At 74.3% G+C, this 25325-nt stretch carries 18 protein-coding genes; 8 read left to right on the top strand and 10 right to left on the bottom strand.

Annotated features, from left to right (window positions below; all coding sequences use genetic code 11):
• Positions 1-56: 56 nt before the first annotated feature.
• The 8 genes from ACWDCZ_RS01550 to ACWDCZ_RS01515 all read right to left on the bottom strand — a co-directional run bounded on the left by ACWDCZ_RS01550 (position 57) and on the right by ACWDCZ_RS01515 (position 11103).
• Positions 57-326 (bottom strand): hypothetical protein, encoded by a 270-nt coding sequence (locus ACWDCZ_RS01550; protein WP_449814941.1) that lies wholly within the window; start codon positions 324-326, stop codon positions 57-59.
• A gap of 55 nt (positions 327-381) precedes the next feature.
• Complete coding sequence (locus ACWDCZ_RS01545; RefSeq protein ID WP_074004085.1) at positions 382-2031, bottom strand: NRAMP family divalent metal transporter; 1650 nt, start codon at positions 2029-2031, stop codon at positions 382-384.
• A 475-nt stretch (positions 2032-2506) separates the two neighbouring features.
• Positions 2507-4852 (bottom strand): FdhF/YdeP family oxidoreductase, encoded by a 2346-nt coding sequence (locus tag ACWDCZ_RS01540; protein ID WP_449814940.1) that lies wholly within the window; start codon positions 4850-4852, stop codon positions 2507-2509.
• A gap of 142 nt (positions 4853-4994) precedes the next feature.
• On the bottom strand, positions 4995-5915 hold the full coding sequence (locus ACWDCZ_RS01535) for a LysR family transcriptional regulator (RefSeq protein WP_449814939.1): 921 nt from the start codon (positions 5913-5915) through the stop codon (positions 4995-4997).
• Entirely contained in the window at positions 5916-6791 is an 876-nt protein-coding gene (gene fdhD, locus ACWDCZ_RS01530) for a formate dehydrogenase accessory sulfurtransferase FdhD (RefSeq protein WP_049657281.1), read from the bottom strand.
• Entirely contained in the window at positions 6779-8098 is a 1320-nt protein-coding gene (locus tag ACWDCZ_RS01525) for an MFS transporter (protein WP_449814938.1), read from the bottom strand. Before ACWDCZ_RS01525 ends, fdhD begins: the two co-directional genes overlap by 13 nt.
• A 245-nt stretch (positions 8099-8343) precedes the next feature.
• Positions 8344-8826, bottom strand: coding sequence for a GreA/GreB family elongation factor (locus ACWDCZ_RS01520; RefSeq protein WP_375874542.1), 483 nt, complete (start codon positions 8824-8826; stop codon positions 8344-8346).
• A 126-nt stretch (positions 8827-8952) separates the two neighbouring features.
• Positions 8953-11103 carry a UvrD-helicase domain-containing protein gene (locus ACWDCZ_RS01515; RefSeq protein WP_449814966.1) on the bottom strand — a complete coding sequence of 717 codons (2151 nt, stop codon included), beginning with the start codon at positions 11101-11103 and terminating at the stop codon, positions 8953-8955.
• 252 nt (positions 11104-11355) lie between these two features.
• Here ACWDCZ_RS01515 and ACWDCZ_RS01510 point away from each other — a divergent pair, with 252 nt between their 5' ends.
• The 5 genes from ACWDCZ_RS01510 (at position 11356) to ACWDCZ_RS01490 (ending at position 19833) form a co-directional block, all read left to right on the top strand.
• Complete coding sequence (locus tag ACWDCZ_RS01510) at positions 11356-12798, top strand: glyceraldehyde-3-phosphate dehydrogenase (protein ID WP_049660894.1); 1443 nt, start codon at positions 11356-11358, stop codon at positions 12796-12798.
• Between the two features lie 132 nt (positions 12799-12930).
• Positions 12931-13725 carry a hypothetical protein gene (locus ACWDCZ_RS01505; RefSeq protein WP_449814937.1) on the top strand — a complete coding sequence of 265 codons (795 nt, stop codon included), beginning with the start codon at positions 12931-12933 and terminating at the stop codon, positions 13723-13725.
• A gap of 131 nt (positions 13726-13856) precedes the next feature.
• A complete protein-coding gene (locus tag ACWDCZ_RS01500) occupies positions 13857-14903 on the top strand; it encodes a hypothetical protein (protein WP_449814936.1) in 1047 nt (348 codons plus the stop codon).
• 86 nt (positions 14904-14989) lie between these two features.
• On the top strand, positions 14990-16867 hold the full coding sequence (locus ACWDCZ_RS01495) for an HSP90 family protein (protein WP_449814935.1): 1878 nt from the start codon (positions 14990-14992) through the stop codon (positions 16865-16867).
• Positions 16867-19833, top strand: a complete 2967-nt coding sequence (locus ACWDCZ_RS01490; RefSeq protein WP_449814934.1) for a hypothetical protein — start codon at positions 16867-16869, stop codon at positions 19831-19833. The genes ACWDCZ_RS01495 and ACWDCZ_RS01490 overlap by 1 nt, the downstream gene beginning before the upstream one ends.
• 59 nt (positions 19834-19892) lie before the next feature.
• Here the strand turns inward: ACWDCZ_RS01490 and ACWDCZ_RS01485 are convergent, their stop codons facing one another.
• Positions 19893-21191 (bottom strand): chitinase, encoded by a 1299-nt coding sequence (locus tag ACWDCZ_RS01485; protein ID WP_449814933.1) that lies wholly within the window; start codon positions 21189-21191, stop codon positions 19893-19895.
• 196 nt (positions 21192-21387) lie between these two features.
• A complete protein-coding gene (locus ACWDCZ_RS01480; RefSeq protein WP_449814932.1) occupies positions 21388-22293 on the bottom strand; it encodes a LysR family transcriptional regulator in 906 nt (301 codons plus the stop codon).
• A 103-nt stretch (positions 22294-22396) separates the two neighbouring features.
• Between ACWDCZ_RS01480 and ACWDCZ_RS01475 the strand changes: the two genes are divergently transcribed.
• The 3 genes from ACWDCZ_RS01475 to ACWDCZ_RS01465 are packed head-to-tail and all read left to right on the top strand — an operon-like array spanning position 22397 to position 25273.
• Positions 22397-23308, top strand: a complete 912-nt coding sequence (locus ACWDCZ_RS01475) for a DMT family transporter (protein WP_449814931.1) — start codon at positions 22397-22399, stop codon at positions 23306-23308.
• 10 nt (positions 23309-23318) lie between these two features.
• On the top strand, positions 23319-24632 hold the full coding sequence (locus tag ACWDCZ_RS01470) for a sensor domain-containing protein (RefSeq protein WP_449814930.1): 1314 nt from the start codon (positions 23319-23321) through the stop codon (positions 24630-24632).
• Positions 24617-25273 carry a response regulator gene (locus ACWDCZ_RS01465; RefSeq protein ID WP_049660614.1) on the top strand — a complete coding sequence of 219 codons (657 nt, stop codon included), beginning with the start codon at positions 24617-24619 and terminating at the stop codon, positions 25271-25273. The genes ACWDCZ_RS01470 and ACWDCZ_RS01465 overlap by 16 nt, the downstream gene beginning before the upstream one ends.
• The last annotated feature ends 52 nt before the right edge of the window (positions 25274-25325 follow it).

Raw genomic sequence — 25325 nt, 5'->3', positions numbered from 1 at the left:
CGGGCGGCGCGGACGGGGCGGGGGTGCGGGCGGAGCGGGAGCGCTGCTCCGCCCGCTCAGCGGCCGGGGTGCCAGGTGGCCTCCAGCCGGGCCGTCCCGTCCGGCGCCGGGACGGCCCGCCAGCGGGCCCGCAGCCCGCCGGTGCCCGCGGCCGCCGGGCCGCCGCACCCGCCCGCCGGGCCGGCGTGCGGAGCCGTGGCGGCCCGGAGGACGCTGTTGTCGAGGGGGCTCGCCGCCAGGCGTCGGCCGACGGCGGCGAGGGTGGAGCGCAGTCGGCCCCGGTCGGTGGACGGACGGGTGGGCCGGAAGACGGCGACGATGGTCATGGCAGGTCACCTCCGTGACGGGACAACGGGCAGGGCGTGCGCGGAGCCGGTCGGCTCAGTGGTTCAGCGCGGTCTGGACGATCTTGACGACGACCATCGCCATCGCGATCAGCAGGTAGGCGCGCAGGGCGCCCATGCCGACCTTGCGGGCGGTGGACAGCACCGGCTTGTCGAGGGTCTCCAGCGGGGGCATCCGCCAGTTCTCCCGGCCGGTGCGGTCGACCGGGTCCTCCTTGGTGCCGCGGCGCCCGAAGGTGAAGAAGTACCCGGCGACGAGCACGCCGGCGACGCCGCAGCCGGCCATGATCCACAGGATCGCGTCGGAGCTGATGTCCGGCCAGACCACGGCGGCGGTGAGGATCAGCGAGAGCATCACCAGGACGCCGACCACCGCCGAGGTGAAGGCGTTGGTCCTCGGCCCGTTCGTCCAGGGCCCCAGTACGGCGCGGTCGTTGCAGAGCAGCAGCAGGAAGACGGTCGCGGAGGGCAGCAGCACCCCGGCCAGCACCTGGACGAACTGGGTCATCAGGCCCTGGGTGTAGTCGGTGGAGAGCAGCGTGATCGCCGCGGCCGCGACCACCAGGCCCGCGTAGATCCCGTAGAAGCCCTTGGCGCCCTTCACCCCGCGGTGCAGCGAGTGCTTGATGCCGAAGACGTCGCCGATCGCGTACGCGGTGGACAGCGACACCGCGAAGGCGCCGATGATCGAGGCGTCCAGCAGGGCTATCGCGAACAGCACGCCGGCCAGGTGCCCGGCCTTGTCCTCGATGCCCCGGGCGACGGCGGCCGCGTCGGAGAACTGGCCGAAGCCGTCGGTGCCCGCGAAGGCGGCGGCGGTGAGGCCCATCATGGCGGCGGCGCCGACGATGACGATCACGATGCCGATCCAGAGGTCGGCCTTCTCGTACTTCATGAAGCGCGGGGTGATCCGCTTGTCGATGACGTACGACTGCTGGAAGAACAGCTGCCAGGGCGCCACGGTGGTGCCGACGATGGAGACGATCACCAGCATCACGGCCGCGAGCTGACCGGACCCGCCCGGCATGCTCGGGACGACGAAGTCGTGCGCCATCTGCGAGGTCTTCGGGTGGACCATGAAGTAGATCGGCACCAGCAGCAGCGAGCCCAGGCAGAGCGCCACGGCGACCCGCTCGAAGCGCCGGAACGAGCCGGTGAAGGCCGAGGCGATGATGATCCCGGCCGCCAGCACCACCGAGGCGGCCTTCGGCAGGCCGAGGTACCCGGCGGCGAGCGTGACCCCGATGAACTCGGTGACCAGGGTCAGCGCGTTCAGCAGGAAGAGGTCGATCACGCTGAACGCGCCCCAGAACTTGCCGAAGCGCTCCAGGATCAGGCGGGCGTGCCCGACCCCGGTGACGGCGCCGAGCCGCAGCACCATCTCCTGGTTGACGTAGAGCACCGGGACCAGCATCAGCAGCGTCCACAGCAGCTGGGTGCCGTAGTTCTGCCCGGCCTGCCCGTAGGTGGAGAAGGCGCCGGCGTCGTTGTCGCCGACCATCACGATCAGGCCGGGCCCGATGATCGCGAGCAGGGTCTTCAGCCGCGCCGACAGGCCGTGGCGGGGCGTGGTGTCGTCGAGCCGGATGGTGCCGAGCGCACCCTTGATGTCGCCGAGGTGCGCGTCGTCCAGGACGGCCGAACGCGGCTCGGGGACCGTCGAGTTGAGAGTGGCGTGGGTGGTCATGGTGGTTTCCTCCCTGGGCCCCGGACAGGCGGGGCGGTTCGGAGGCAGGCGGCAGCGCTCCCTGCAAGCGGACACGGCGCATCGGCGCGCGGCTGCGCGGCCCGTACGGAGGTGTTCGGGCACGGCGGAGCCGCGTGCGGACGTGGCGTGGACGTCGTGGCTGACGGATCGTCAGGACGTTGTGCAGGGAAGGTTGTTACCGCATGCCGGAGGTGTACGAGGGCAAGCGGGGGTAGGGGCAACTGTGGCCCGGACTACTGCAATCCATGTCTCTCGCCTCCTCCCGGCCGGCGCACCCCGTGGTGCGTGTCATCGACGCGGCAAGGAGTTCACCGGCCCGCGCAACGCGACCGCCGGTTCACCCCAACTCGTCAGAGCTTAGTCCCGTCCGGAGGTGATACTTGCGCACTTGGTTAAACCTTTACCTTTGGCGGGTGCTCCGGGCGCTCCGCGGCGCTCGTCCCGGTCCTCCGCTTCAGGACTTCTCGATCGTCACCTTCAGGTGCTTCATGATCGGCTGGTCGCTCTGGGTGCTGTAGTCGCCGATCGCGCACAGCACGTTCAGCTCCGGCATGTACCCGGCCGCGCAGCCGCGCGGGATGTCGTACGGGACGGCCAGGTAGCCGTGCACCGAGCGGGTGCTGCCGTCCCGGGCGGTGCTGGTGACGTCCACCCGGTCGAACTCGGCCAGCCCGCGCTCGCGCATGTCGTCCCGGTTCATGAACACCAGGGTGCGCAGGTTCTTCACGCCCCGGTAGCGGTCGTCGTCCGAGTAGATGGTGGTGTTCCACTGGTCGTGCGAGCGCATCGTGCCCAGCGCCAGGGTGCCCGCCCCGGGGACGACGTCGGGCAGCGGGGCGGCGGAGAACTCGGCCCTGCCGGAGGGGGTGTCGAAGACCAGCTCGCGGGCCGGCTGCTTGATCCGGAAGCCCAGCGGCAGCCGCACCCGGCGGTTGAAGTCCTCGAAGCCGTCCAGGACCCGGGCCATGGTGTCGCGGATGCGGTCGTAGTCCTCGATGTACCACTCCCACGGGGTGGCGCTGTCCGGCAGCGCCGCGCGGGCCATCCCGGCGACGATCGCGGGCTCGGAGAGCAGGTGCGGCGAGGCCGGGCGCTTCATGCCGACCGACAGGTGCACCATGCTCATCGAGTCCTCGACCGAGGTGGACTGCACCCCGGCGCGCTGGTGGTCCTTCTCGGTCCGGCCCAGGCAGGGCAGGATCAGCGCGGCCCGCCCGTGCACCAGGTGGCTGCGGTTCAGCTTGGTGCTCACCTGGACGGTCAGCTCGCAGGTCTCCAGGGCCTGCCGGGTGTACGGGGTGTCCGGCGCGGCGAGCGCGAAGTTGCCGCCCATACCGACGAACACCGTGACGTCGCCGCGCCGCATCGCCTCGATCGTGCCGACGGTGTCCAGCCCGTGCTCGCGCGGCGGCTCGATCCCGCACACCTCGGCGAGCCGGTCCAGGAACCCGGCGGCGGGCCGGTGGTCGATGCCGCAGGTGCGGTTGCCCTGGACGTTGCTGTGCCCGCGCACGGGGGAGGGGCCCGCCCCCTCGCGGCCCAGGTTGCCGCGCAGCAGCAGGAGGTTGACGATCTCCCGGACGGTGTCCACGCCGTGCTCGTGCTGGGTCACGCCCAGGCACCAGCTGAAGATCGAGCGGTCGGCCTCCCGGTAGACCCGGGCCGCCCTGAGGATGTCGGCCCGCTCCAGCCCGCTCTGGCGCTCGATCTCCTCCCAGGGCGTGGCCAGGCAGATGTCGCGGTAGGCCTCGAAGCCGGTGGTGTGGCGGTCGATGAACAGCCGGTCCAGCGCCCGGTCGTCGGCCGCGGACTGCTCCAGGATCGCCTTCGCCATGCCGCGCAGCAGCGCCATGTCGCCGCCGATCCGCGGCTGGAGGTTGAGGGTGCTGGTGCGGGTGGCCCGGTTCAGCGCCATGTCGGTGAAGTCGTGCGGGATGATCGTCCGGGTCGCCGCCGCCTCGACCAGCGGGTTGATGTGGACGACCTGCGCGCCGCGCTTGTACGCCTCGGCGAGCGAGGTGAGCATCCGGGGCGCGTTGGAGGCCGCGTTGACGCCCAGGATGAACAGCGCGTCGGTGACCTCCCAGTCCTTGAGGTCGACCGTCCCCTTCCCGGTGCCGAGCGAGGCCTGCAGCGCCCGGCCGCTGGCCTCGTGGCACATGTTGGAGCAGTCGGGCAGGTTGTTGGTGCCCAGCTCGCGGGCCAGCAGCTGGTAGAGGAAGGTCGCCTCGTTGCCGAGCCGGCCGGAGGTGTAGAACGCCGCCCGGTTCGGGTCGTCCAGCCCGCGCAGGGTGCGGCCGACCAGGGCGAACGCGTCCTTCCAGCCGATCGGGACGTAGTGGTCGGTGTCCGGGTCGTAGACCATCGGCTCGGTGAGCCGGCCCTGGTCCTCCAGCGCGAAGTCGCTCCACCCGGACAGCTCGGTCACCGAGTGGGCGGCGAAGAACTCCCGGCCGACCCGCTTGCGGGTCATCTCCCAGGTGACGTGCTTGATGCCGTTCTCGCAGATGTCCAGGTGCAGGCCCTTGGTGTCGTCGGGCCAGGCGCAGCCGGGGCAGTCGAAGCCGCCGTTCTCGTGGTTCATCCGCATCACCGCCCGCGGCCCGTCCAGGTACGCGCCCTCGCGGGCCAGGAAGCGGGTGACGCTCTTGGCGGCGCCCCAGCCGGCGGCCGGGTGGTGGTACGGCGCGACGTGGGGCGGCCCGGCGGGGGAGGGGCCGACGTCCTCCCGCGGCTCCCGCGGGGGCTCCTGCGGCTGCTTCCGCGGGGGAGTGGTGGCGGCGTCGTCGGAGGTGGTCACGGTACTCGCCTTCCGTCGCACGGGTCGGACAACCGGGGCTGGGTCGAGGCTATGCCGGGCGGTCGGGGCGCGCGCGTCGAGCGGCCGCGGGTGCCGGGCCTCCGTGCCCAGGGTCCGTGCGCCCGGTGTGGGCGCCCGGTGGTCAGGCGCCGCCCGGCAGGCTGCCGAGGACGGCGGCCACCTCGGTGCGCCGGGCGACCTCCAGCAGCGCGCGGGCCATCACCGAGCCGGGCTCCCGGGCGGCGGTCACCAGCCCGATCGGCGCGCTGTGCACCGGCTCCGCCAGCGGGACGGCCCGCATCCCGTGCGGTACGCCGAACACGTGCAGCCAGGCGTACGGCACGATGCTCGCCCAGTGGCCGGTGCGGACGTGGGCGAAGAGCGAGGCCACCGAGTCGGTCTCGACCCGGGGCGCGGCCTCGAGGCCGAGGCCCGCGAACACCTCGTCCAGCACCCGGCGGCCCTGCATGCCCGGGTGCAGCAGGCACAGCGGCAGCCGGGCGGCCTCCTCCCAGGTCGCCCGGGGGTGCCGGGCCAGCTCGTCGGCCGGACCGGTCAGCAGGACGTACCGCTCCTCGTAGAGCGGGAGCGCGCGCAGGTCGTCGGCGCCCGCTCCGGGCAGGTAGGTGATGCCCGCGTCGATCTCGAAGTTCCGCACCTGGCGCAGGAGTTCGTCGGATCGCAGGTCGGTGGACAGCTCCACGGCGGCCAGCGGGTGGGCGGCGCAGAACGGTCCGGTGAGCAGCGGGACGGCGCCCGAGGCGGTCGGCACCGAGCCGATCCGCAGCCGTCCGGCCAGGCCGGTGCGCAGCGCGTCCACCTCGTCCCGCAGGGCGTCCCGGTCGGCCAGGATGCGCTGCGCCCACAGCACGATCCGCTCGCCCTCGGGCGTCAGCCCCTCGTAGCTGCGCCCGCGCCGCACCAGCAGCACCTTCAGCTCGTCCTCCAGCTTGCGCAGGGCCTCGGAGAGCGCGGGCTGGGAGACGTGGCAGGCCTGGGCGGCGCGGGCGAAGTGGCGCTCGCGGGCGAGCGCGACGAGGTACTCCAGCTGGCGGAATAGCATCTACCGGCCTTCCTCCCGGACGGCGGCCTCGGCGTCGGTTCGGACGTCCGGGCCGACGTCGATCCGGTCCGCGCGGGTGTAGACGTTCATCGACTCGCCGCGCAGGAAGCCGACCAGGGTCAGCCCGGTCTCCTCCGCGAGGTCCACGGCCAGCGAGGACGGCGCGGAGACCGCCGCGAGCAGCGGGACACCCGCCATCACGGCCTTCTGCACCAGCTCGAAGGAGGCCCGGCCGCTGACCATCAGCACCGTGCCGCGGGCCGGCAGCAGCCCCTCGCGCAGGGCGTGGCCGACCACCTTGTCCACGGCGTTGTGCCGGCCCACGTCCTCGCGCAGGCAGAGCAGCCGCCCGTCGGCGTCGAACAGCCCGGCCGCGTGCAGGCCGCCGGTGCTGTCGAAGACCTTCTGGGCGGCGCGCAGCCGGTCCGGCAGCGCGGAGAGCAGCGCGGGGGTGACGCGCAGCCCGTCCTCGGCGACGCTCCACGGCGCGGTGGTGCGCACCGCGTCCAGGCTGGCCTTGCCGCACAGGCCGCAGGAGGAGGTGGTGTAGAAGTTGCGCTCCAGCGAGGCGTCGGGGGCGGGCACACCGGGGGCCAGCTGGACGTCCACCACGTTGTAGGTGTTGCCGCCGTCGGCGGTCGCGCCGGCGCAGTAGCGGATGCCGGCCACCTGCCCGGCGGCGTGCACCACGCCCTCGCTGACCAGGAAGCCGGCCGCCAGGTCGAAGTCGCTGCCCGGGGTGCGCATGGTCACCGTCAGCGGGCGCCCGCCGACCCGGATCTCCATCGGCTCCTCGGCGGCCAGGGTGTCGGGACGGTACGAGGGCGCGCCCTGGCGCAGGCGCAGCACTCTACGGGGTACGGTCACTCGGCCCATGGCGGTCGGCTCCTCGGTGGTGTGCTGGCGACGGACTGTACGGATGCATCCTCGCGCGTCGGCGGCTCAGGGTGCTCCCCGGCCGGCAGGTGGCGGCGGCTGTGGGCGGCGGTGACCGCCAGGCAGAGCAGGCCGACGGCCGCCATGCCCGCCAGCAGCGCCGGGTAGGAGGCGTGGCCGGCGGTGCCGGCGAGCAGCAGCGGGGTGAGGAAGCCGCTGGAGGTGGTGCTCTGGTAGAGCGAGGCGGAGGTCGGGCCGGAGGCGTGCGGGTCGGGGGCGTGCCGGGTGAGCCGCTCCACCTCGTGCAGCCCCGCGCCGAGCGTCAGCCCGTACCCGGTGCCGAGGACCACGGCGGCGGCCACCACCAGGCCCACCGAGTCGCGGGCGGCGGCGACGGCGCCGAGCAGCAGCCCGGCGATCACGGTGGCCATCGCGGTGAGGGTGGCCCGGGCGCTGTCCGCGTCGTCCAGCCGGGCGGCGAAGGGCTGGGCGACCACGCCGGTGGCCAGGGTCAGCGCCGCGACCAGGCCGCTGAACAGCGGCGCGTAGCCGGGCACCCGGTCGGCGACCAGCGGCGGCAGCACCACGTACGCCACGGTGGCGGCGCCGAGCACAGCCGGGCTGGCGGGCAGCACGACGTAGCGGAACCGGGGGTGGCGGACGGCCGCCGTGCGGTGCGGGGGCGTGCCGCGGCCAGGGGCGCTCTCCGGCCCGCCCGCCGCCCTGGCCCCTGCCCTGGCCTCCGGCTTCGTCTCCGGGAGCCCGCGGGTGGCCCGCAGCACCAGCAGGCAGCCCAGCGCGTGGGCGAGGGCGGGCAGCACCGTCGGGCCGGGCAGCCACTCGGCGAGCACCCCGGAGGCCAGCGCGCCCGCCGCGAAGCCCGTACCGGTGGCGTACATCGCCCGGCGGGCCGCCCGCTCGGGCGGGACGGCGGGCCCGGAGAGCTCGCGCAGCCAGGCCGTCCCGGCCAGGAAGACCAGCCCGGCCGCGAAGCCGGTGGCCAGCCGGGCGGCGTACACGGACGGCTCGTCCGGCAGCGCCAGCACGACACTGGCGGCGGCGGACAGTCCCAGCGCGCCGCGCACCGTCCGCCGCCGGCCGTACCGGTCGGCGGCGGACCCGCCCAGCAGCAGCCCGGGCACCAGGCCGACCAGGTAGACCGAGAACATCGCGGCCAGCGAGAGCGCCGACCAGTCGGTGCGCGCCCGGTACACGGTGGCCAGCGCGGTGAACTGGTTGGCGCCCCAGGCGGCGACGGCGACGGCGGCGGCCGCCGGGAGCCAGCGGGCGGTGCGGGACGGGGGCATGCGCGCGCTCTGCTCGGTTTCTCTCGGGTGCTTTCCGGGGGCGGGAATTCGCTGGGAATTCGCGGTTCCCCGATTCCCGTCCAGTGTCCGGCAGGCCATCGCGGCACGTCAAAGAGGCGACACGACTGAACCGATAAGCCCCGCCTATCAACAGCCCCGCCGATATCCCGCCGATATCCCGGCCCGTTTCCCCCGGAATTCCGACCGGAATTCGACCGTGCCGCGCCGTGCCGCTTCGCGCCGCCTCAGCCCGACTGTGGGCCCGCGTCGGCGCCCACCGACAACACCACCGCGCTGGCCGCGCCGGCCGGGGTGTCGTAGTTCACCGTCTCCCCGGCGTGCCGCCCGAGCAGCGCCTTCCCGAGCGGGCTGTCGAAGGTCACCAGGGTGAGGTCCCGCTCCTCCGCGATCTCCGAGATCTCGACGGTCTCCTCCGTGCCGTCGTCGAACCGCACGTTCACCGTCGACCCCACCCCGACCACCCGTGCGGACGGCTCCCCGGCGACCTCGGCCTCCCGCAGCCGCGCCTCCAGCTCGACGATCCGCCGGTCCAGCCGCGCCACCTCCGACGCCCGCTGCAACTCGTCCGCCGCGTCCGCCCGGTCCCCCACCGGCTCCACCCCGCGCAGCGTCGCGGCCACCTCCCCCCGCTCCACCCGCAGCTGCGCCAATTCCTCCCGCACCGCACGCAGACCCTCGGCACTGATCGGTTCCGGCCCACCGCTCATCCCAAGCTCCCGGGGCTGCTCGTCACACACTCGAACACCGGCCGTTTCCCATTACCCCACCACCCGCACCCCCGGGCAACTCCCGGGCCGGTCGACCACCCGGAGCGGGCCCCGCGGGGCCGTGGGTCAGCGGGTGAGCAGCCGGGCCGGGGCGATCGGTTCGAGGAAGACGCTGGGTGTGCCGTGCCAGGACACGCTGAGGGCCTCGCGGGCGCGGGTGCACGCCACGAAGAGCAGGCTCAGCTCGCCGGTGAGGTCCTCCTGGTGCTGCAGCGGGTCGGTGTCCGCCGGGGTGATCGCGCTGCGCAGCGGGACCGTGCCGTCGCTGACGCCGACCACGGCGACGCAGCGGTACTCCAGGCCCTTCATCCGGTGCATGGTGCCGACCCGTATGCCGGGGGACGGCGCGTCGCCGAGCACGTGGGTCGGGATCCCGGCCTGCCCCAGGGCGTGGGCGGCCTCGCGGCCGAGCCGTCCGGTCCGTACGGCGACGCCGATGTCCTCCGGGCTCACGCCCGAGGCGGTCCACTCCTCGACGCGGGCGACGAGGGCCAGGAACTCCTCGGCCCGGTCGGGGTGGCCGGACACGTCGGGGTGGGCGCCGTGCAGGGTCGAGTGGTAGCCGGCCAGCGAGTCCTCCCCGCCGTCCATGTCGTCCGGGCGTTCGCCGGTGAGCAGGGACGCGGACCAGGTGAGGATCTCCTGTGTCGTCCGGTAGTTGATCCGGAGCCGGAAGGAGCGGCCGACCACCTGGATGCCGAGCGAGCGCAGCGAGACCTTGTTCCCGTAGATCCGCTGGTGCGGATCGCCGGAGAGGAACAGGTCGTCCGGGCCGGTGGCCACGAGCGCGCGCAGGAACCGCCATTGGACGGGGTGCAGGTCCTGCGCCTCGTCGATCACCACGTGCCGGAACGGGCGGTCGCCCTGTTCGTCGAGCATCCGCGCGGCCCGCGCGCAGACCTGGAGGTACGTCAACTCCCCGGCCTTGCGCAGCTCCTCCTCGAACGCGGCCACCGCGTGCCACAGTTCGGTCCGCTCCGGCGTTCCGAGGGCCTTGCCCCGTCCGGTCCGCGGGGCCTTCAGGTACTGCTCCCGGCTCCCGATCGACTGGGCCAGTACGACCTGCCGCCACTCCTGGTCGAGGAACAGGTCGGTGAACCCGACGCCGAGCCGGCGGGCGACCCGTCCCCAGCGGGCCAGGATCGGGTGCTGTTGGAAGAGGACCTTCGACGGGGCGCCGCCGGGGGAGCGCCGCAGGACCTCGGCGGCCAGCGCGTCGACGGTGACCACCCGGACCTTCGCCCGGATCCGTCCGTCCGTCACGAGCAGGGCGAGGCAGCGCTCCAGCTCCGCGGCGAGGTCCTCGGAGGAGGTGGTCAGCAGAATCGATCCGTCAGGCGCGTCCGCCGGCAACCGGCGGGCCAGGTGGTAGGCCCGGTGCAGGGCCACCACCGTCTTCCCGGTGCCGGGGCCGCCGGTCACCCGGGCCGGCCCGCTGTACGACTCCCGGTAGGCGACCCGGTACTGGGCCGGGTGCAGGAAGATCCGCCAGGCGTCGAAGGGGCGTTCCAGGATCTCCAGCAGTTCGTCGGGCCCGGACACCAGGGCGACCCGGCCGCGCGCCCGGGCCATCGCCGAGACCAGCCCGTCGGCGGGCTGGTCGACGCTCGTGGGCGCGGCCGCCCGGGCGTACGCCCGGACGATCTCACGATCGATCTCGGCCGGCTCCATCCCGCTCGCGAGGCCGACCAGGACGTCGAACTGCTGCTCCGGCAGCACGCGGTGGAGCGCCTCCAGATGGGCCTCGTCGGGGAGCAGCCGGATGATCGGCAGGATCTCCTCGTCGACGCCCAGGCTGCGCAGGACCTTGTCGGAGCGGTCGGCGAAGAGCCTGCGGGGTTCGTCGGCGGCCAGCGCCTTCAGCGACCGGGAGGCCCGTTCCAGCGCGACGTCGTTGCGGATCTCGACGCCCTGGGTGGCGGCGTTGACGGAGGCCCGGTGCTTGACCGCCCAGTCGTTGGCCTTGTCGTGCGGAAGGACCTTCAGCAGGAGGTAGCCGTCGCCCCGGTCGGCCTTGAGGACGACCCCGCGCCAGAAGTCGGTGATCCTGATGGTCCGGATCCGGGGGTCCCGCTGGTTGGTGAGCTTCTCCAGGTGCACGCCGGTGTGGGTGGCCTCGGTGAACTTCTCGAAGGTCTCGAAGACCCGCCGCTGCACCGGCTTCTCCAGCGCCGCGAACTCCATCAGGAAGTCCCGGTGCATGCCCAGCGTCGCCACCCCGGCCCCCTCGTGCCCGTGCCCGTCCGCCCGGGCCGTGCGTTTCACTGTACTGGCCCGGATGATCACTCACGCCGGGCCGCCCGACGGGTGGTCGGATCGGGGGTGGCGGTGATCACCTTCGGGGGTGGGGGTGGGGGGAAAGCGCAGGTCGGGGGCTCGGGTGGGGAGGGTGGGGGAGGGACCGGCGGTCGGGGCGCGGGCGGGCGAAGCTACCATGTGGGCAACACCCTCAGCTCGAAAGATGGACTTGTGACTGTCAACGACGACGTGTTCACGGACTGGAAGAACCGCGAGGAGATCGCGGAGTCGATGATCCCGATCATCGGGCGGCTGCACCGGGAGCGGGACGTCACCGTTCTGCTCCACAGCCGGTCCCTGGTGAACAAGTCGGTGGTCAGCATCCTCAAGACGCACCGCTTCGCCCGGCAGATAGCCGGCGAGGAGCTCTCGGTCACCGAGACGATGCCGTTCCTTGAGGCCCTGACCGCCCTGGACCTCGGCCCCTCGCAGATCGACCTCGGCATGCTCGCCGCGACGTACAAGGCGGACGACCGCGGCCTGTCGGTGGCGGAGTTCACCGCCCAGGCCGTCGTCGGCGCCACCGGTGAGAACAAGCTGGAGCGCCGGTCCGGGCAGGACGTCGTGCTGTACGGGTTCGGCCGCATCGGCCGGCTGGTCGCCCGGCTGCTGGTCGAGAAGGCCTCGGGCAACGGCCTGCGGCTGAAGGCGATCGTCGTGCGCAACAGCGGCGGCGACGACCTGGTCAAGCGCGCCTCGCTGCTGCGCCGTGACTCCATCCACGGCCAGTTCCAGGGCACGATCACCGTCGACGAGGCGAACAACAAGATCATCGCCAACGGCAACGAGATCACGGTGATCTACTCCGACGACCCGACCACGGTCGACTACACGGAGTACGGGATCAAGGACGCGATCCTGATCGACAACACCGGCCGCTGGCGCGACCGCGAGGGCCTGTCGAAGCACCTGCGCCCCGGTATCGCCAAGGTCGTGCTGACCGCGCCGGGCAAGGGCGACGTCCCGAACATCGTGCACGGCGTGAACCACGACACGATCAAGCCGGACGAGCAGATCCTGTCCTGCGCCTCCTGCACCACCAACGCCATCGTCCCGCCGCTGAAGGCGATGGAGGACGAGTACGGCGTGGTCCGCGGCCACGTGGAGACCGTCCACTCGTTCACCAACGACCAGAACCTGCTGGACAACTACCACAAGGCCGACCGCCGCGGCCGCTCGGCGCCGCTGAACATGGTGATCACCGAGACCGGTGCCGCCTCGGCCGTCGCCAAGGCCCTGCCGGACCTCCAGGCGAAGATCACCGGCAGCTCGATCCGCGTCCCGGTGCCGGACGTCTCCATCGCGATCCTCAACCTCCAGCTGAAGCGGGAGACCAACCGCGAGGACGTCCTGGAGTACCTGCGGAACGTCTCGCTGACCTCGCCGCTGAAGCGCCAGATCGACTTCACCGACTCGCCCGACGCCGTCTCCAGCGACTTCATCGGCTCGCGCCACGCCTCGATCGTGGACGCCGGCGCGACCAAGGTCGAGGGCGACAACGCGATCCTCTACCTGTGGTACGACAACGAGTTCGGCTACTCGTGCCAGGTGATCCGGGTCGTCCAGTACATCTCGGGCGTCGAGTACCCGACCTACCCGGTTCCGGCGGTCTGATCCACCGGTAGGGCAGGACGACGGAGCAGTACGGCGGGGTGGTGACCGACAGGTCGCCGCCCCGTCGGCGTTCGCGGGCGGGGCGGTCGCTATCTTGAGGGATCACTGACAGGACTGGGGAGGGTGATCGGGATGGGTGGTCGGCGGGTGCTCGCCGCGGTGGCGGCGGCCGGGGTGCTGACGGGCGTGCTGACGGGGTGCTCCTCCGGGGGGTCTTCGAAGGGCGCGGGCGGGGCGGCCGCGGGTTCGACCGCGGCTCCGTCCGCGTCGAGTCCGGCCGCGTCGGGAGCGGCGACGGGTACGGCGGGGGCGTCCGCGTCCGCGCCGGCGGCCGCCGACACCCCCGGGGCGGCTTCGGCGCCGGCCTCCGCACCGGCCCCGGCCGCTGCCGAGGCCCCGCACGCGGACCTGGAGGCGGCGCTGCTGGACGACAAGGTGGTCGGCCAGGTGCTGCCGGACGCCAAGGCGATGACCGGGTGGGAGGAGGAGAAGCGGAAGGTCGACACCGCCGACCACCAGGTCACCTGTGCCGGTGCCGCCGCGGCCTCCTGCGCGGGCAAGCCGCTGAGCGGGTCGGTCCGGTTCTCCTCGGGCGACGTGGTCGTCCGCTTCCTGGTGGACACCCTGCCCAGCCGGGACGCGGCGGCGCAGCGGCTGAAGGAGAACTACGCCTCGTACTCCGCCGGGCCGTTCAAGAAGGTCGACACCCCGGCGCTGGGCAGCGAGAGCCAGGCCTTCCAGGGGCCGCTGGCCGAGGGCGAGGGCGTCGGCATCGTGGTGCGCTCGGGCACCGTGGTGGCGAGCGTCACCAGCGAGGGCGGTCCGGTGGACGTGCCCGCGACGCGGAGGTTCGCGGTGATGCTGGTGAACCGGATCGAGCAGGCGCAGGCCGGGAAGACGCCGGACGCCGGGCTCGGCGCGGCCTGACGGAACCCCCTCGCCGGGCGGGCAGGGCGCTGGGCTGGGCAAACGGATGTCAGTCGACCGTGATATGTACTTTTCCCGTGGCCGCTGTGCGGTCGTGCGAAAGATACCGATGACGTTCGAGGGGGCCAGACATGCCGCTGTTCCGACGCCGCTCCGGCGGGGAGGGCGCGGAGGACCGGGCCGAGCGGCGCGGGTTCGGGTTCGGCTTCGGCCGTCGGGGAGCCGGAGCGCCCGCGCCGGCCGGTGGCGGTGAGCCGCGGCTCGACCCGGCGTACGGGGACGAGTCGCTGCGCCTGATGCTCCGGCAGGCCTCCGCCGGGGACTGGGCCGCGCTGCGCCCCGCGCTGGCCGCCGTCGAGGGCGAGGAGCTGACCTTCCTCGTCGGGGCGATATCCGACGTGCCCCGGGTCGAGCAGTGGACGTCCCGCGCGCTGGCCGACGCCCCGGACGACACGCTGCTGCTGTTGCTGTCCGGCGCCCGGCAGATCGCCTGGGGCTGGGAGGCCCGGACGGGCGCCCGGGCCAAGGACGTCACCGAGGAGCGCTGGAAGGCGTTCCACGAGCGGCTGGACACCGCCGAGGAGCAGCTGCTGGAGGTCGCCGAGCGCGAGCCGTCCTGGCACGCCCCCTGGCGGTTCCTGCAGACCAGCGCCCTCGGGGCCTCGCTCGGCCCGGAGGTCGCCACCTGCCGCTTCGAGGCCGCGGTGCGCCGGGCGCCGGGGAGCTCCGCCTCGCACTGGGTCAGGCTTCAGCAGCTGAGCGCCAAGTGGGGCGGTTCGCACGAGGAGATGCACGCGTTCGCCCGCTCGACGATGCTCGCCGCCCCGGAGGGCAGCCACCTCGGCGAGCTGGTCGCGGTCGCGCACCTGGAGCACTGGCTGGCCCTCCCGGACGGCGAGGACCGCGCCTACCTGACCAGTCCGGCCGTGGTGGCCGGGCTGCAGGAGGCGGCCTTCCGGTCCGTCCTGCACCCGGCCTTCGAGCCGGCGCGCGGCTGGCAGGGCTCCTTCAACACCTTCGCGATGGCCTTCTCCCTCGCCGACCAGCCCAAGACCGCGCGCCTGCTGTTCGAGGCGCTGGACGGCCTCGTGACCAAGGCGCCCTGGCACTACCTGTCGGGCGATCCGGTCAAGGCCTTCCGCGCCCACCGCGACCGCTGCACCTCGTACTGGCGCTGACACGCACCCGGCGCCGGGCCGTACCGGCGCCGCCGCCGACCCGCATCCCACCACCGTCATCCACCCCGCGATCGAAAGAGCCTCCGGTGTCCCCTACCGACAACCCGACGAGTGCGCACACCTTCCAGGTGGACCTGCGCGGCCTGGTGGACCTGCTCTCCCACCACCTCTACTCCAGCCCGCGGGTCTACCTGCGCGAGCTGCTGCAGAACGCCGTGGACGCGATCTCCGCCCGCCGCGCCCTCGACCCCGGGGCGCCGGCCAGGATCACCGTCCGGGCCGACGACGAGCTGTCCGTCACCGACACCGGCATCGGCCTGACCGAGCAGGACGTCCACACCTTCCTCGCCACCATCGGCCGCAGCTCCAAGCGCGACGCCGACGGCCGGCTCGACGGCGCCGGGCTGGCCCGGGCCCGCGGCGACTTCATCGGCCAGTTCGGCATCGGCCTGCTCGCCTGCTTCGTGGTCGCCGACGAGATCACCGTGGTCACCCGCTCCGCCGCCACCCCGGACGCCCCGGCGATCGAGTGGCGCGGCAGCTCCGACGGCAGCTACACCATCCGCACCCTGCCCGCCTCGGCCAAGCCCGAGCCGGGCACCACCGTCACGCTGGTCCCGCGCGCCGACGCCGCCGAGTGGACCCGCGCCGGCCGGGTCCTCGCCCTCGCCCGGGACTTCGGCAGCCTGCTGCGCCACGACGTCACCGTGGTCGACGGCAACGGAACCGAGCACCGGGTCAACCGCACCCCGCCGTGGGCCGAGCGCCACGCCTCCCCGTTGGCCAGGCGCGACGCGCTCGCCGAGTACTGCCGCGCCGCCTTCGACTTCACCCCGCTCGACACCATCGAGCTGGACCTGCCGCTGGTCGGCCTGCGCGGCGTCGCGTACGTCCTGCCGGACGCCGCCCCGCCCTCGCGCCGCAACGGCCACCGGGTGCACCTCAAGGGCATGCTGCTCTCCGACCAGGCCGACGAACTGCTGCCGGACTGGGCGTTCTTCGTCCGCTGCGTGGTCGACACCGACGGGCTGCGCCCCACCGCCTCCCGCGAGGGCCTGTACGCCGACGAGACGCTGGCCGCCGTGCGGGACGCGCTCGGCGCCCGGATCCGCGACTGGCTGACCGGCCTGTCCGCGAGCGACCCGGCGCTGCTGCACCGCTTCCTGTCCGTCCACCACCTGGCCGTCAAGGAACTCGCCCGCTACGACGACGAGTTGCTGCGGATGATGCTGCCGTGGCTGCCGTTCGAGACCACCGACGGCAACGTCACCCTGGACGAGTTCGCCCGCAGCCACCCGGCGGTGCTGGTGACCAGGACGGTCGAGGAGTTCCGCCAGGTCGCCCCGATCGCCGGCGCGGCCGGGCTCGGCGTGGTCAACGGCGGCTACACCTACGACCACGACCTGGTGCACCGGCTGCCCGAGATCCGCCCCGGCGTCTCCGTCTCCGACCTCGACCCGGGCACCGTCACCGCGCACCTGGACACCGTCGACCCGGCCGCCGAGCTGGCCGCCAACGCGTTCCTGGCGATCGCCCGCGAGGTGGTCGGCCGGTTCGACTGCGACGTCGCGCTGCGCAGCTTCCACCCCACCAACGCGCCCGCCCTGCTGCTCGACAACCGGGAGGCCCGGCACGAGCGCACCCGGGCCCAACTCGCCGACGAGGCCGACGGGTTGTGGGCGGACATCCTCGGCTCGCTGCGCGCCGAGGCGCCCCGCGCCCAGCTGGTGCTCAACCACCTCAACCCGCTGGTGCGCCGCGCCGCCACCGTCACCAGCCGCGAGCTGGCCGTCACCGCCGTCGAGGCGCTGTACGGGCAGGCCGTGCTGATGACCCGCCGCCCGCTCAAGGCCAGCGAGTCCGCGCTGCTCAACCGCTCGTTCATCAGCCTGCTCGACCACGCCATGCTCGGCCACGAGGCCGGCGGGGCGGGCGGGTCGAACGAGGCGGGCGGGGCGGCGTGATGCTGGACACCCCCGACGCGGTGATGGCCGCGCTGCGCGAGAACGACGCCCGCCCGTACGGCCGGACCAGGACCGTCACCGCCGAGGAACTCGTCGACGCCGCCGAGCAGTTCGACGACACCGGCGTCCTCTCGATGGCCCTGCTGGAACTGATGGAGGCCTACGAGTACGACGGCGAGCGCGGCAAGGGCCCGGTCGTCTTCGCCCGCGTCCTCAGGCTCTGGGACACCGACCCGGACGGCTTCGGCGAGTGGGCCCGGCAGCAGGTGCTCTGGCGCTTCAAGTGGGTCGCCGACACGCTCAAGGACAACCCGGACGTCCCGCTCGCGGCGGTGCGGCGCTGGCACACCGAGCTGCGCGACCGCTACCGCGCGGCCGGCCAGGACCTCCAGCCGTACTACGCCCAGCGCTACCACCTGGCCGCGCACACCGGCATCGACGTGCAGGACGCCTACGAGCTGTGGGCGGCCCGCCCGCGCGCCGAGCTGAGCGACTGCCACGCCTGCGAGACCCGCGCCCGCGCCCGGCACCACCTCGCCGCCGGGGACGACGCCCGGGCCCTGGAGGCGCTCGCCCCGGTGCTGGACGGCCGGAGCGGCTGCGAGCAGGAGCCCCACCTCAGCCAGGCCACGGCGCTGCTCGCGCAGCTGCGCCAGGGCCGGTCGGACGAGGCCCGCTCGGGCCACCTCGCCGGCTACCGCCACGCCCGCGGCAAGGCCTCGATGCTGAGCGCCGTCGGCCTGCACATCGAGTTCTGCGCGCTGTCCGGCAACGAGCCGCGCGGCCTGGAGCTGCTCGCCGAGAACCGCGCCCTGTTCGCGGTCACCGGCGACCCGGCCGCCCGGCTGGACTTCCTGACCGGAGCCGAGGTGCTGGTCGCCCAGCTCGCCCGGGCCGGCCACGGCGAGCTGGCGGTCAGCGGCCCGGCCGGCACCGCCTGGACGGTGGACTCCCTGCTCGCCCACCTGCGCGCCGAGGGCGACGCGCTGGCCGGCCGCTTCGACGCCCGCAACGGCACCGACGCGGTCGGCGCCGGGCGGCGCGCCCGGCTGGCCGTGGAGCCGCTGCTCGCCGAACCGCTGGCACTGGGCGTGCGGGCCGCCGCCGCTTCCGGGCTGTCGGCCGCCCCGGCGGCCGCGCCCGCGCCGCGCCGGACGGTCGAGGCGGAGCCGGAGGACTTCACCGCCCTGGTGCTGCGGGCCCGCGAGCTGGAGGTGCTCGGCCACCCGGATGCCGACCGGCTGTGGAAGCGGGTCGCCGAGCGCGCGGAGGCCGCGGACTTCGTCCACCCGGAGAGCGCCGAGCTGGGCGGCCCCGAGCGGCTGCGCGCCGAACTCGCCGAGCAGCGGGCCCACGAGGCGCTCCAGCGGGACGCGTGCGAGGAGGGCAAGGCCGGGCTGCTGGCCGCCGCCGAGCTGTTCGAGCAGGCGGGGCTGGCCGGGTCGGCGCTGATGTGCCGGGCCCGGACGCTGATCGCGGACCTCGACGAGGGCGACGAGAGCGACGAGGGCGCCGAGGCCGAGGGCGCTGTGGACGGCGAGGGCGCCGGGCGCGGCGGCCGGCGGGCCGACTGGGCGGCGCTCGACGCGGCGCTGGCCCGGGCCGAGGAGCTGCGCGCCGGCGGCGAACTGATCGACGACGACTACCTGATCGTGCTGCAGACCCGCGCCTACGCCGCCCACCACGACCTCTCCGAGGCGCTGCCCGAGCCCGCCGCCGAGGTGACCGGGCGCTTCGAGGCGGCGGTCGGCGGCTACCGGCGGGCCGCCGTGGAGCTGGGCTCCGAGCGGCGGGCCGCCACCTCCCGGCAGTACACCGCCGACATCGCCGCCCGGCAGGGCCGGCTGGCCGAGGCGGAGGCCGAACTGCGCGAGGTGCTGGCCCAGTTGGACGCGGCCGAGCTGCCCTGGCACACCCCGCGGGTGCTCGGCCTGCTGGGCCAGGTGCTGCTGCAGGGCCACGAGCCGGGCCAGGCGGTCGAGGTCTTCCACCGGGCGCTGGCCGAGGCCGTGCGCTGGGGCGACGACTCCTACCCGTACGCGCCGACGTACATGATGCTCGGCCACTCCTGCCTCCAGGTGGGCGACCTCGGCGGCGCGGTCCGCGCGCTGTCGGAGGCGGCCGCGCGCTACGACCGCAAGGGCGCCGAGGCGGTCGAGGAGGCCGCCCGGGTGCGCCTGCAACTGGCCGACGTGCTGCGTGACACCGGCCGGGCGGCGGACGCGGTGGCCGTCCTGGAGTCGGTGCTGCTGGACGCGTCGGCGGCGCGGCTGGACGTCCGGATGCTCGCCCAGGGCCGGCTGGACCTCGCCCGGGGCCTGTCCGACCTGGAGGAGCACCGGGACGCCGCCGAGGAGTACCTGCGGCTGGCCGACCTGGTGGCCGGGTGGGAGGACCAGGAGACCCACACCATGGTCGCCTGCGAGGCCACCCTGGCGCTCGCCCGGGCCGAGCGCTGGGACGCCGCCGAGGCGGCGCTGGCCCGCGCCCGGGAGGCGCACGGGAAGGCCCCGCAGGTGGACCAGCTGGCCGCCACCCTGCGGGAGCTGGCCCGGCTGACGACGCGGGAGAAGGGCGAGGAGGGGCTGGCGGCGGCGCTCGCCCTGCTGGCCGAGGCGGACGCGGTCGGCGAGGCGGCCGAGCGGTCCGGCGAGGAGTACAACTCCTGGTACCTGCGCGGCGGTTCGCACTACGAGCGGGCGCGTTCGCTGGCCGTCGCCGGGCGGCACGAGGAGGCGCTGGCCGAGGTCGAACGGGCCATCGCGGAGTACGAGGCGGGCGGGGTGCGGGCCGAGTCCCCGCGGGCGGAGGCCGTCCGGCTGGCCGCGCTGATCGAGGGCAGCGACCTGGGGCGCACCGACGCGGCGGTGGCCCGGCTGGCCGCCGGCATCGCGCGCTGCGAGGCGGCCGGGCTGCCGGAGGCGGCGGAGGTGCTGGCGGAGCTGCGGGAGCGGTTCGCGAACTGACCGGCGGGGGGCGGGCGTTCATGGCGCCCGCCCCCCACCGGTGGTCGCCGGTACGGCCGTCAGCAGGGCCCGTCGTCGGCCCAGGCGCCCCACTGGCCACTGGCGCTCGGCACCTCGTTCAGCGTCCACCACTTGGCGTGGTAGGCGTGCCCGTTGTACGAGACCTTGGCGCCGCCGTTGTACGTGGTGCTCGCGCTCCACGCCGGGGCGGCGCAGCTGCCCGGGGTGGTCGGCGGCGTGGTCGGGGGAGTCGTCGGCGGGGTGGTGGGCGGCGTGGTGGGCGGGGTCGCCCCGGCGAACTTCACCGTGAACCTGGTGAAGTCCCAGTCGTTCTGCACCACGCTGGAGCAGGAGCCGGACAGCCCCGGGTCGACGTTGCCCGCGCACTGGCGGTCCCGGTTGACCGACCAGTAGGTGTACCGGGCCAGGCCGTGCGCGGTGGCGAAGTCCAGCACGGTCTGGAAGTCGGACTGGTGGAAGTACTCGGCGGCGTCGGTGCGGCCGTTCATCATCGACACGCCCTCGTGGGCGTAGGCGGTGGCCTCGTTCCAGCCGAAGGTGGTCTGCAGGATCTGGTTGAACTTCACCAGCGCGTCGGTCTGCGCCGCGGCGCCGCTGAAGCCGCCGTCGAACGGCATGATCGAGTAGTTGTCGGGCGTGAAGCCCTGCGACTTGGCCTCGTTGAGCATCTGGGTGCCGAACCAGCCGGTGCCCGCGTTGGTGCCGGCGGTGGTGATCGAGACGTACAGGCCGGGGTTGTTCTGCTGGAGGATCCGCGCCGCGCCGATCTCGTTGTGGATGGCCGCGGTGTTCTCGTACTCCGGCTCCTCCAGGTCGAAGTCGATCGCCTTGAGGCCGTACTTGGTGATCACCTTCTGGTACCCGGCGGCGGTCGCCTCGGGGGTGCCGCAGACCTGGCCCAGCTTGGTGCCGCCGTACCCGCCGACCGACACCGAGACGTCCCCGCCCTTGCCGCGGACGGTCTGGATGACGCTCGGCATGGTGGTGTCGGTGTCGATCGGGGAGGTGCCGCCCCAGGCGGGCGAACAGCTGGTGCCCTGGGCCAGGATGAACGCCAGCTGGAAGGCCTTCTGGCCGGTGGCGTCCATGACGGCGGCGGCGTCCGGCGGGCTGTTGTCCTCGGGCATCAGGTACGGCGCCGAGGCGTACCAGTTGCTGCCGAGCCCTCCGGCGGCCCCGGCGGCCCCGGTGCCGGTGGTGTCCGCGGCGGCGGAGCCGGTGCCGGCCAGGGCGGCGACGCCGCCGGCGACCAGGCCGAGCGCGGCGGCCACGGCGAGTACGGCGCGGCGCCTGAAGGGGGGACGTGCGGTGTGCTGTGGGGGAAGAGCGCGCTCCATCGGAAGCCTTTCCAGGACACGGCAGTGGGGGAGGCGGGCCTGCTCACGCCGGGTGTGGGGGTGGCGTGGCGGCCGAACGGGCCTGCGGCGGCGGGTGGTTGCCGAAGGTCCTCACTGGTATAGACCTGTCAGGGAAGGGCGGTCAACCCCAAAGAGGTCAAGGCGCACCGGTCGGCCGACGGGCCCTGGAGTCGGCTCACCGGGACGGAACTCCCGCCGCCGCCCCGGCCACCACTCCCGGCGCCATCCCCGCCAGCAGCGAGCCGACCGCCAGGGACCACGGGCGGCCGGTCGGCCCGGTCAGCGACAGCGTCCGGTGGACGGCGGGCCGGATCGGGACCAGCACGCAGTCGGCCGGGAGCATGGTCAGCGCCAGCGCGGGCATCACCGAGACCCCGACGCCCGCGTGCACCATGCCGATCAGGCTGTTCAGGTCGCGGATCCGGTGCCGGGGCGTGAAGCGGGTGCCGGCCCGCCGGTAGGCCTCGCGGATGTGGCGCTCGCAGCCGCCCTCCGAGAGCAGGAAGTCGTCGTCCTCCAACTCGGCCACATGGACGGTCGGTTGACCGGCGAGCGGGTGGTCGCGGCGGAGCAGCGCGTGCATCGAGTCGGCGCCGAGCGAGACCGCCCCGGGCGGCAGCGGCCCGGCGTCCACCAGGACGGCGGCGTCCACCGTGCCCGCCTCCAGCCAGGCCGCCAGCTCGTCGTCCTCGCCCTCGAAGACCCGGACGGTCACCTGCGGGTAGGCCGCCCGCCAGTCCTTGAGCAGCCCGGGCAGCAGCGCCTGGCAGACGGTGGTCGGCGCCGCCAGCCGTACGGTGCCGGTCGGGCCGCCGGAGTGCCGGGTGGCGATCGCGCGGACGGCGGCGGCCGAGGCGACGGCGGTCCGGGCGTGCGGCAGGACCTGCTCGCCCAGCGGGGTGGGCCGGCACGGGCTGCCGCGCCACAGCACGGGCGCGCCGAGGCTGCGCTCCAGCGCGGCGACGGCGTGCGAGACCGCGGACTGGCTGATGCCGAGCTCGTCGGCGGCCGCGCTGAAGCCGCCGGTGTCGGCGACCGCGACCAGTGCCCTGAGCTGGGCCAGGTTGACGTCCGGGGTCATGAGACTTCCTCATCACGAGTGCACTGCCACTTGTTGGACTCATGCTGCGCCGCCGGGCCACGCTCTGTCCAGAAGACGCGACGGGAGGACGGAGGTGGTCGGGGTGAGGCGCTGGTTGCCGGGCTTCGTGGCACTGTCGGCGATCTGGGGCGCGAGCTTCGCCCTGATCAAGGTGGCGGTCGAGGCGGGCGTGCCGCCGCTGTGGGTGGCGCTGTGGCGCTGCCTGCTCGGCGCCACCACGCTGTGGGCGGTGCTGCTGCTGCGCGGCGAGCGGGCCCCGCGCGACCGGGCGCTGTGGGGGCACTCGGCGGTGGTCGCGGTGCTGCTCAACAGCGTGCCGTTCACCCTCTTCTCCTTCGGGGAGACCAGGGTCAGCTCGGTGCTCGCCGGGGTGATGAACGCGACCACCCCGCTGTTCACCCTGCTGTTCGCGGTGCTGACCGTCCCCGAGGAGCGCCGCCCGGGCGCCCGCCGGCTGGCCGGTCTCGGGCTCGGCTTCGTCGGCGTGCTCACCGTGCTCGGGGTCTGGCACGGCCTGGGCGCCGGTGCGACCGCCGGGGCGCTGGCCTGCCTGGCCGCCGCCTGCTGCTACGGCGCGGGCTTCGCCTACCTGCGCCGCTTCCTGTCCGGCCGCCCGGAGTCGGTGACCACCCTCTCCACGCTCCAGATCACCTGCGCCACCCTCGAGTTGGCCCTGGTGGCGCCGTTCGCCGCGGGCCTCCCGCGCTGGCCGGGCGCCGCCGCGGCCGGCGCGCTGCTGGTGCTCGGCGCGCTCGGTACGGGCGTGGCCTACCTGCTCAACCTGGCGCTGGTCCGCGGCGCCGGGGCGACGGTGGCCTCGGCCGTGACGTACGTGACGCCGCTGTGGTCCACCGCGCTCGGCGCGGCCTTCCTCGCCGAGCCGGTCGGCTGGAACGCCCTGGCCGGCGGCGCGCTGGTGGTCGCCGCCGTCGCGCTGACCAGGCCGCGCGCGGCCCGCGCCCGGGCCCCGAAGGACCGTCAGCCGGTCGGTTAGGGTGGACCGGGTGAACGAGGGGTCGGTGACGGACGGGGAGCGGCGGCCGACGTCCGTCCGCGAGGCGCTGCGGGCGCACCCGCTGCGGTTCCCGTTCACCCGCTGGGTGCCGCGCTGCTGGGCGTACCTGCTCGGCGGGGCGCTGTTCGGGCCGGTGCTGCTGGTGGTCCTCGCGGTGCTGCTGGTGGTCGGCGCGGGCCTGTCGGTGGTCGGCCTCGGACTGCCGGTGCTGCTCGCCCTGGCGCTCGCGGGCATCCCCGCCGCCGGTGTGGCCCGGTGGCGGCTGCGGCTGGTCGAGCCGGTCCCGCCGCCCGACCCGCACCGCAGCCTGCCCGGGGCGGGCCGCCGCGCCCGCGTCCGCACCCGGCTGCGCGAGCGGGCCACCTGGCGCGAACTCGCCCACGCCGGGCTCACCTCGACCGTGCTGGCCGCCGCCTCACTGGGCTTCACCGCGCTGCTGGTGCTCTCCGGCGCGTTCACGGTCTCCCCGCTGGTGGTCTGGGCGCTCGCCCCGGAGACCGTGATGCTCGTCCCCGGGCGCGCCGTCGCCGGGCCGTTCGCCGCCCTGCCGTTCACCGCCGCCGGACTGGCCGGTCTGCTGCTCTGCGCGTACGCCGGAGCGCTGCTGGTCCGGGCCGAGGTCGCGCTGGCCCGCTTCCTGCTCGGACCCCGGGAGGACGACCTCGGCCACCAGGTGCTCGAACTCACCCGCTCCCGGGCCCGGTTGGCCGACGCCTTCGAGGCCGAGCGGCGCCGGATCGAGCGCGACCTGCACGACGGCGCGCAGCAGCAGCTGGTCGCGCTCAGCATGACCCTCGGGCTCGCCGAGTACGAGCTGCGCGACCGGGACGGCCGGGCGGCGGAGCTCGTCACCCGGGCGCGCGGCGAGGCCCGGCAGGCGCTGGAGCAGCTGCGCGGGCTGGTGCGCGGCATCCACCCGCAGGTGCTCACCGACCACGGGCTCGCCGCCGCCGTCGACGAGGTCGCGCAGCGCCACCCGATCCCGGTGGCCACCGACATCGAGCTCCCGGAGCGGCTGCCCGCCCCGGTGGAGACCACCGCCTACTTCACCGTCACCGAGGCGCTCACCAACGCCGCCAAGCACAGCGGCGCCACCGCGATCACCGTCCACGGGCGGCTCGCGGGCGGCCGGCTGGTCGTCCAGGTGACCGACGACGGCCGGGGCGGGGCGGACCCGGCCGCCGGGGCCGGACTGGCGGGACTCGCCGACCGGGTGGCACTGCTGAGAGGACGGTTGATGGTGACGAGCCCGACGGGCGGCCCGACGACGCTGCGGCTGGAGGTCCCGTGCTCCGGGTCGTGATCGCCGAGGACGCGGTGCTGCTGCGCGCCGGACTGGTCGAACTCCTCACCCTCGGCGGCCACCGGGTGACCGCCGCCGTCGGCGACGCGGAGGCGCTGGCCGCGGCCGTCGACGCCGAGCGGCCGGACATCGTGGTCACCGACGTCCGGATGCCCCCCGACCACACCGACGAGGGCCTGCGCGCCGCCCTCGCCCTGCGCGAGCGCCACCCGGGCCTGCCCGTCCTGGTCCTCTCCCAGTACGTGGCCACCCCGTACGCGACCCGGCTGCTCGCCGCCGCCGGCGCCCAACCGGCCGGTCTGGGCTACCTGTTGAAGGACCGGGTCGGCGACGTCGCGGACTTCCTGGACGCGCTGCGGCGGGTCGCCGACGGGGAGACGCTGATCGACCCCGAGGTGGTTCGGGTGCTGCTGCGCGGCCGGTCCGCCGACCGCCCGCTGGCCCGGCTCACCCCGCGCGAGCGCGAGGTGCTCGCGCTGATGGCCGAGGGCCTCAACAACCAGGCCGTGGCAGGCCGGTTGAGCATCACCGAGGCCTCGGTGGTGAAGCACTGCGGGAACATCTTCATGAAGCTGGACCTGGACCCGACGGAGGGCAACCGGCGGGTCCTCGCGGTGCTGGCCCACCTGCGCGGTGAGTGAACGGGCGGGCTCCGTACGGCTTTTGAGTGACGCCCTTGTCAGGGCGGCCGCG

The sequence above is a fragment of the Kitasatospora sp. NPDC001225 genome, from assembly GCF_053597855.1.
The sequence above is the reverse complement of the archived record's forward strand: the minus strand, read 5'-3'. Positions and strand labels throughout refer to the sequence as shown.

Bases quoted from the DNA above. Each gene is read 5' to 3' on its own strand.
- ACWDCZ_RS01550 (WP_449814941.1), bottom strand. From the start codon at position 326: ATGACCATCGTCGCCGTCTTCCGGCCCACCCGTCCGTCCACCGACCGG.
- ACWDCZ_RS01545 (WP_074004085.1), bottom strand. From the start codon at position 2,031: ATGACCACCCACGCCACTCTCAACTCGACGGTCCCCGAGCCGCGTTCG.
- ACWDCZ_RS01535 (WP_449814939.1), bottom strand. From the start codon at position 5,915: ATGCTATTCCGCCAGCTGGAGTACCTCGTCGCGCTCGCCCGCGAGCGC.
- fdhD (WP_049657281.1), bottom strand. From the start codon at position 6,791: ATGGGCCGAGTGACCGTACCCCGTAGAGTGCTGCGCCTGCGCCAGGGC.
- ACWDCZ_RS01525 (WP_449814938.1), bottom strand. From the start codon at position 8,098: ATGCCCCCGTCCCGCACCGCCCGCTGGCTCCCGGCGGCCGCCGCCGTC.
- ACWDCZ_RS01520 (WP_375874542.1), bottom strand. From the start codon at position 8,826: ATGAGCGGTGGGCCGGAACCGATCAGTGCCGAGGGTCTGCGTGCGGTG.
- ACWDCZ_RS01505 (WP_449814937.1), top strand. From the start codon at position 12,931: ATGGGTGGTCGGCGGGTGCTCGCCGCGGTGGCGGCGGCCGGGGTGCTG.
- ACWDCZ_RS01500 (WP_449814936.1), top strand. From the start codon at position 13,857: ATGCCGCTGTTCCGACGCCGCTCCGGCGGGGAGGGCGCGGAGGACCGG.
- ACWDCZ_RS01490 (WP_449814934.1), top strand. From the start codon at position 16,867: ATGCTGGACACCCCCGACGCGGTGATGGCCGCGCTGCGCGAGAACGAC.
- ACWDCZ_RS01485 (WP_449814933.1), bottom strand. From the start codon at position 21,191: ATGGAGCGCGCTCTTCCCCCACAGCACACCGCACGTCCCCCCTTCAGG.
- ACWDCZ_RS01480 (WP_449814932.1), bottom strand. From the start codon at position 22,293: ATGACCCCGGACGTCAACCTGGCCCAGCTCAGGGCACTGGTCGCGGTC.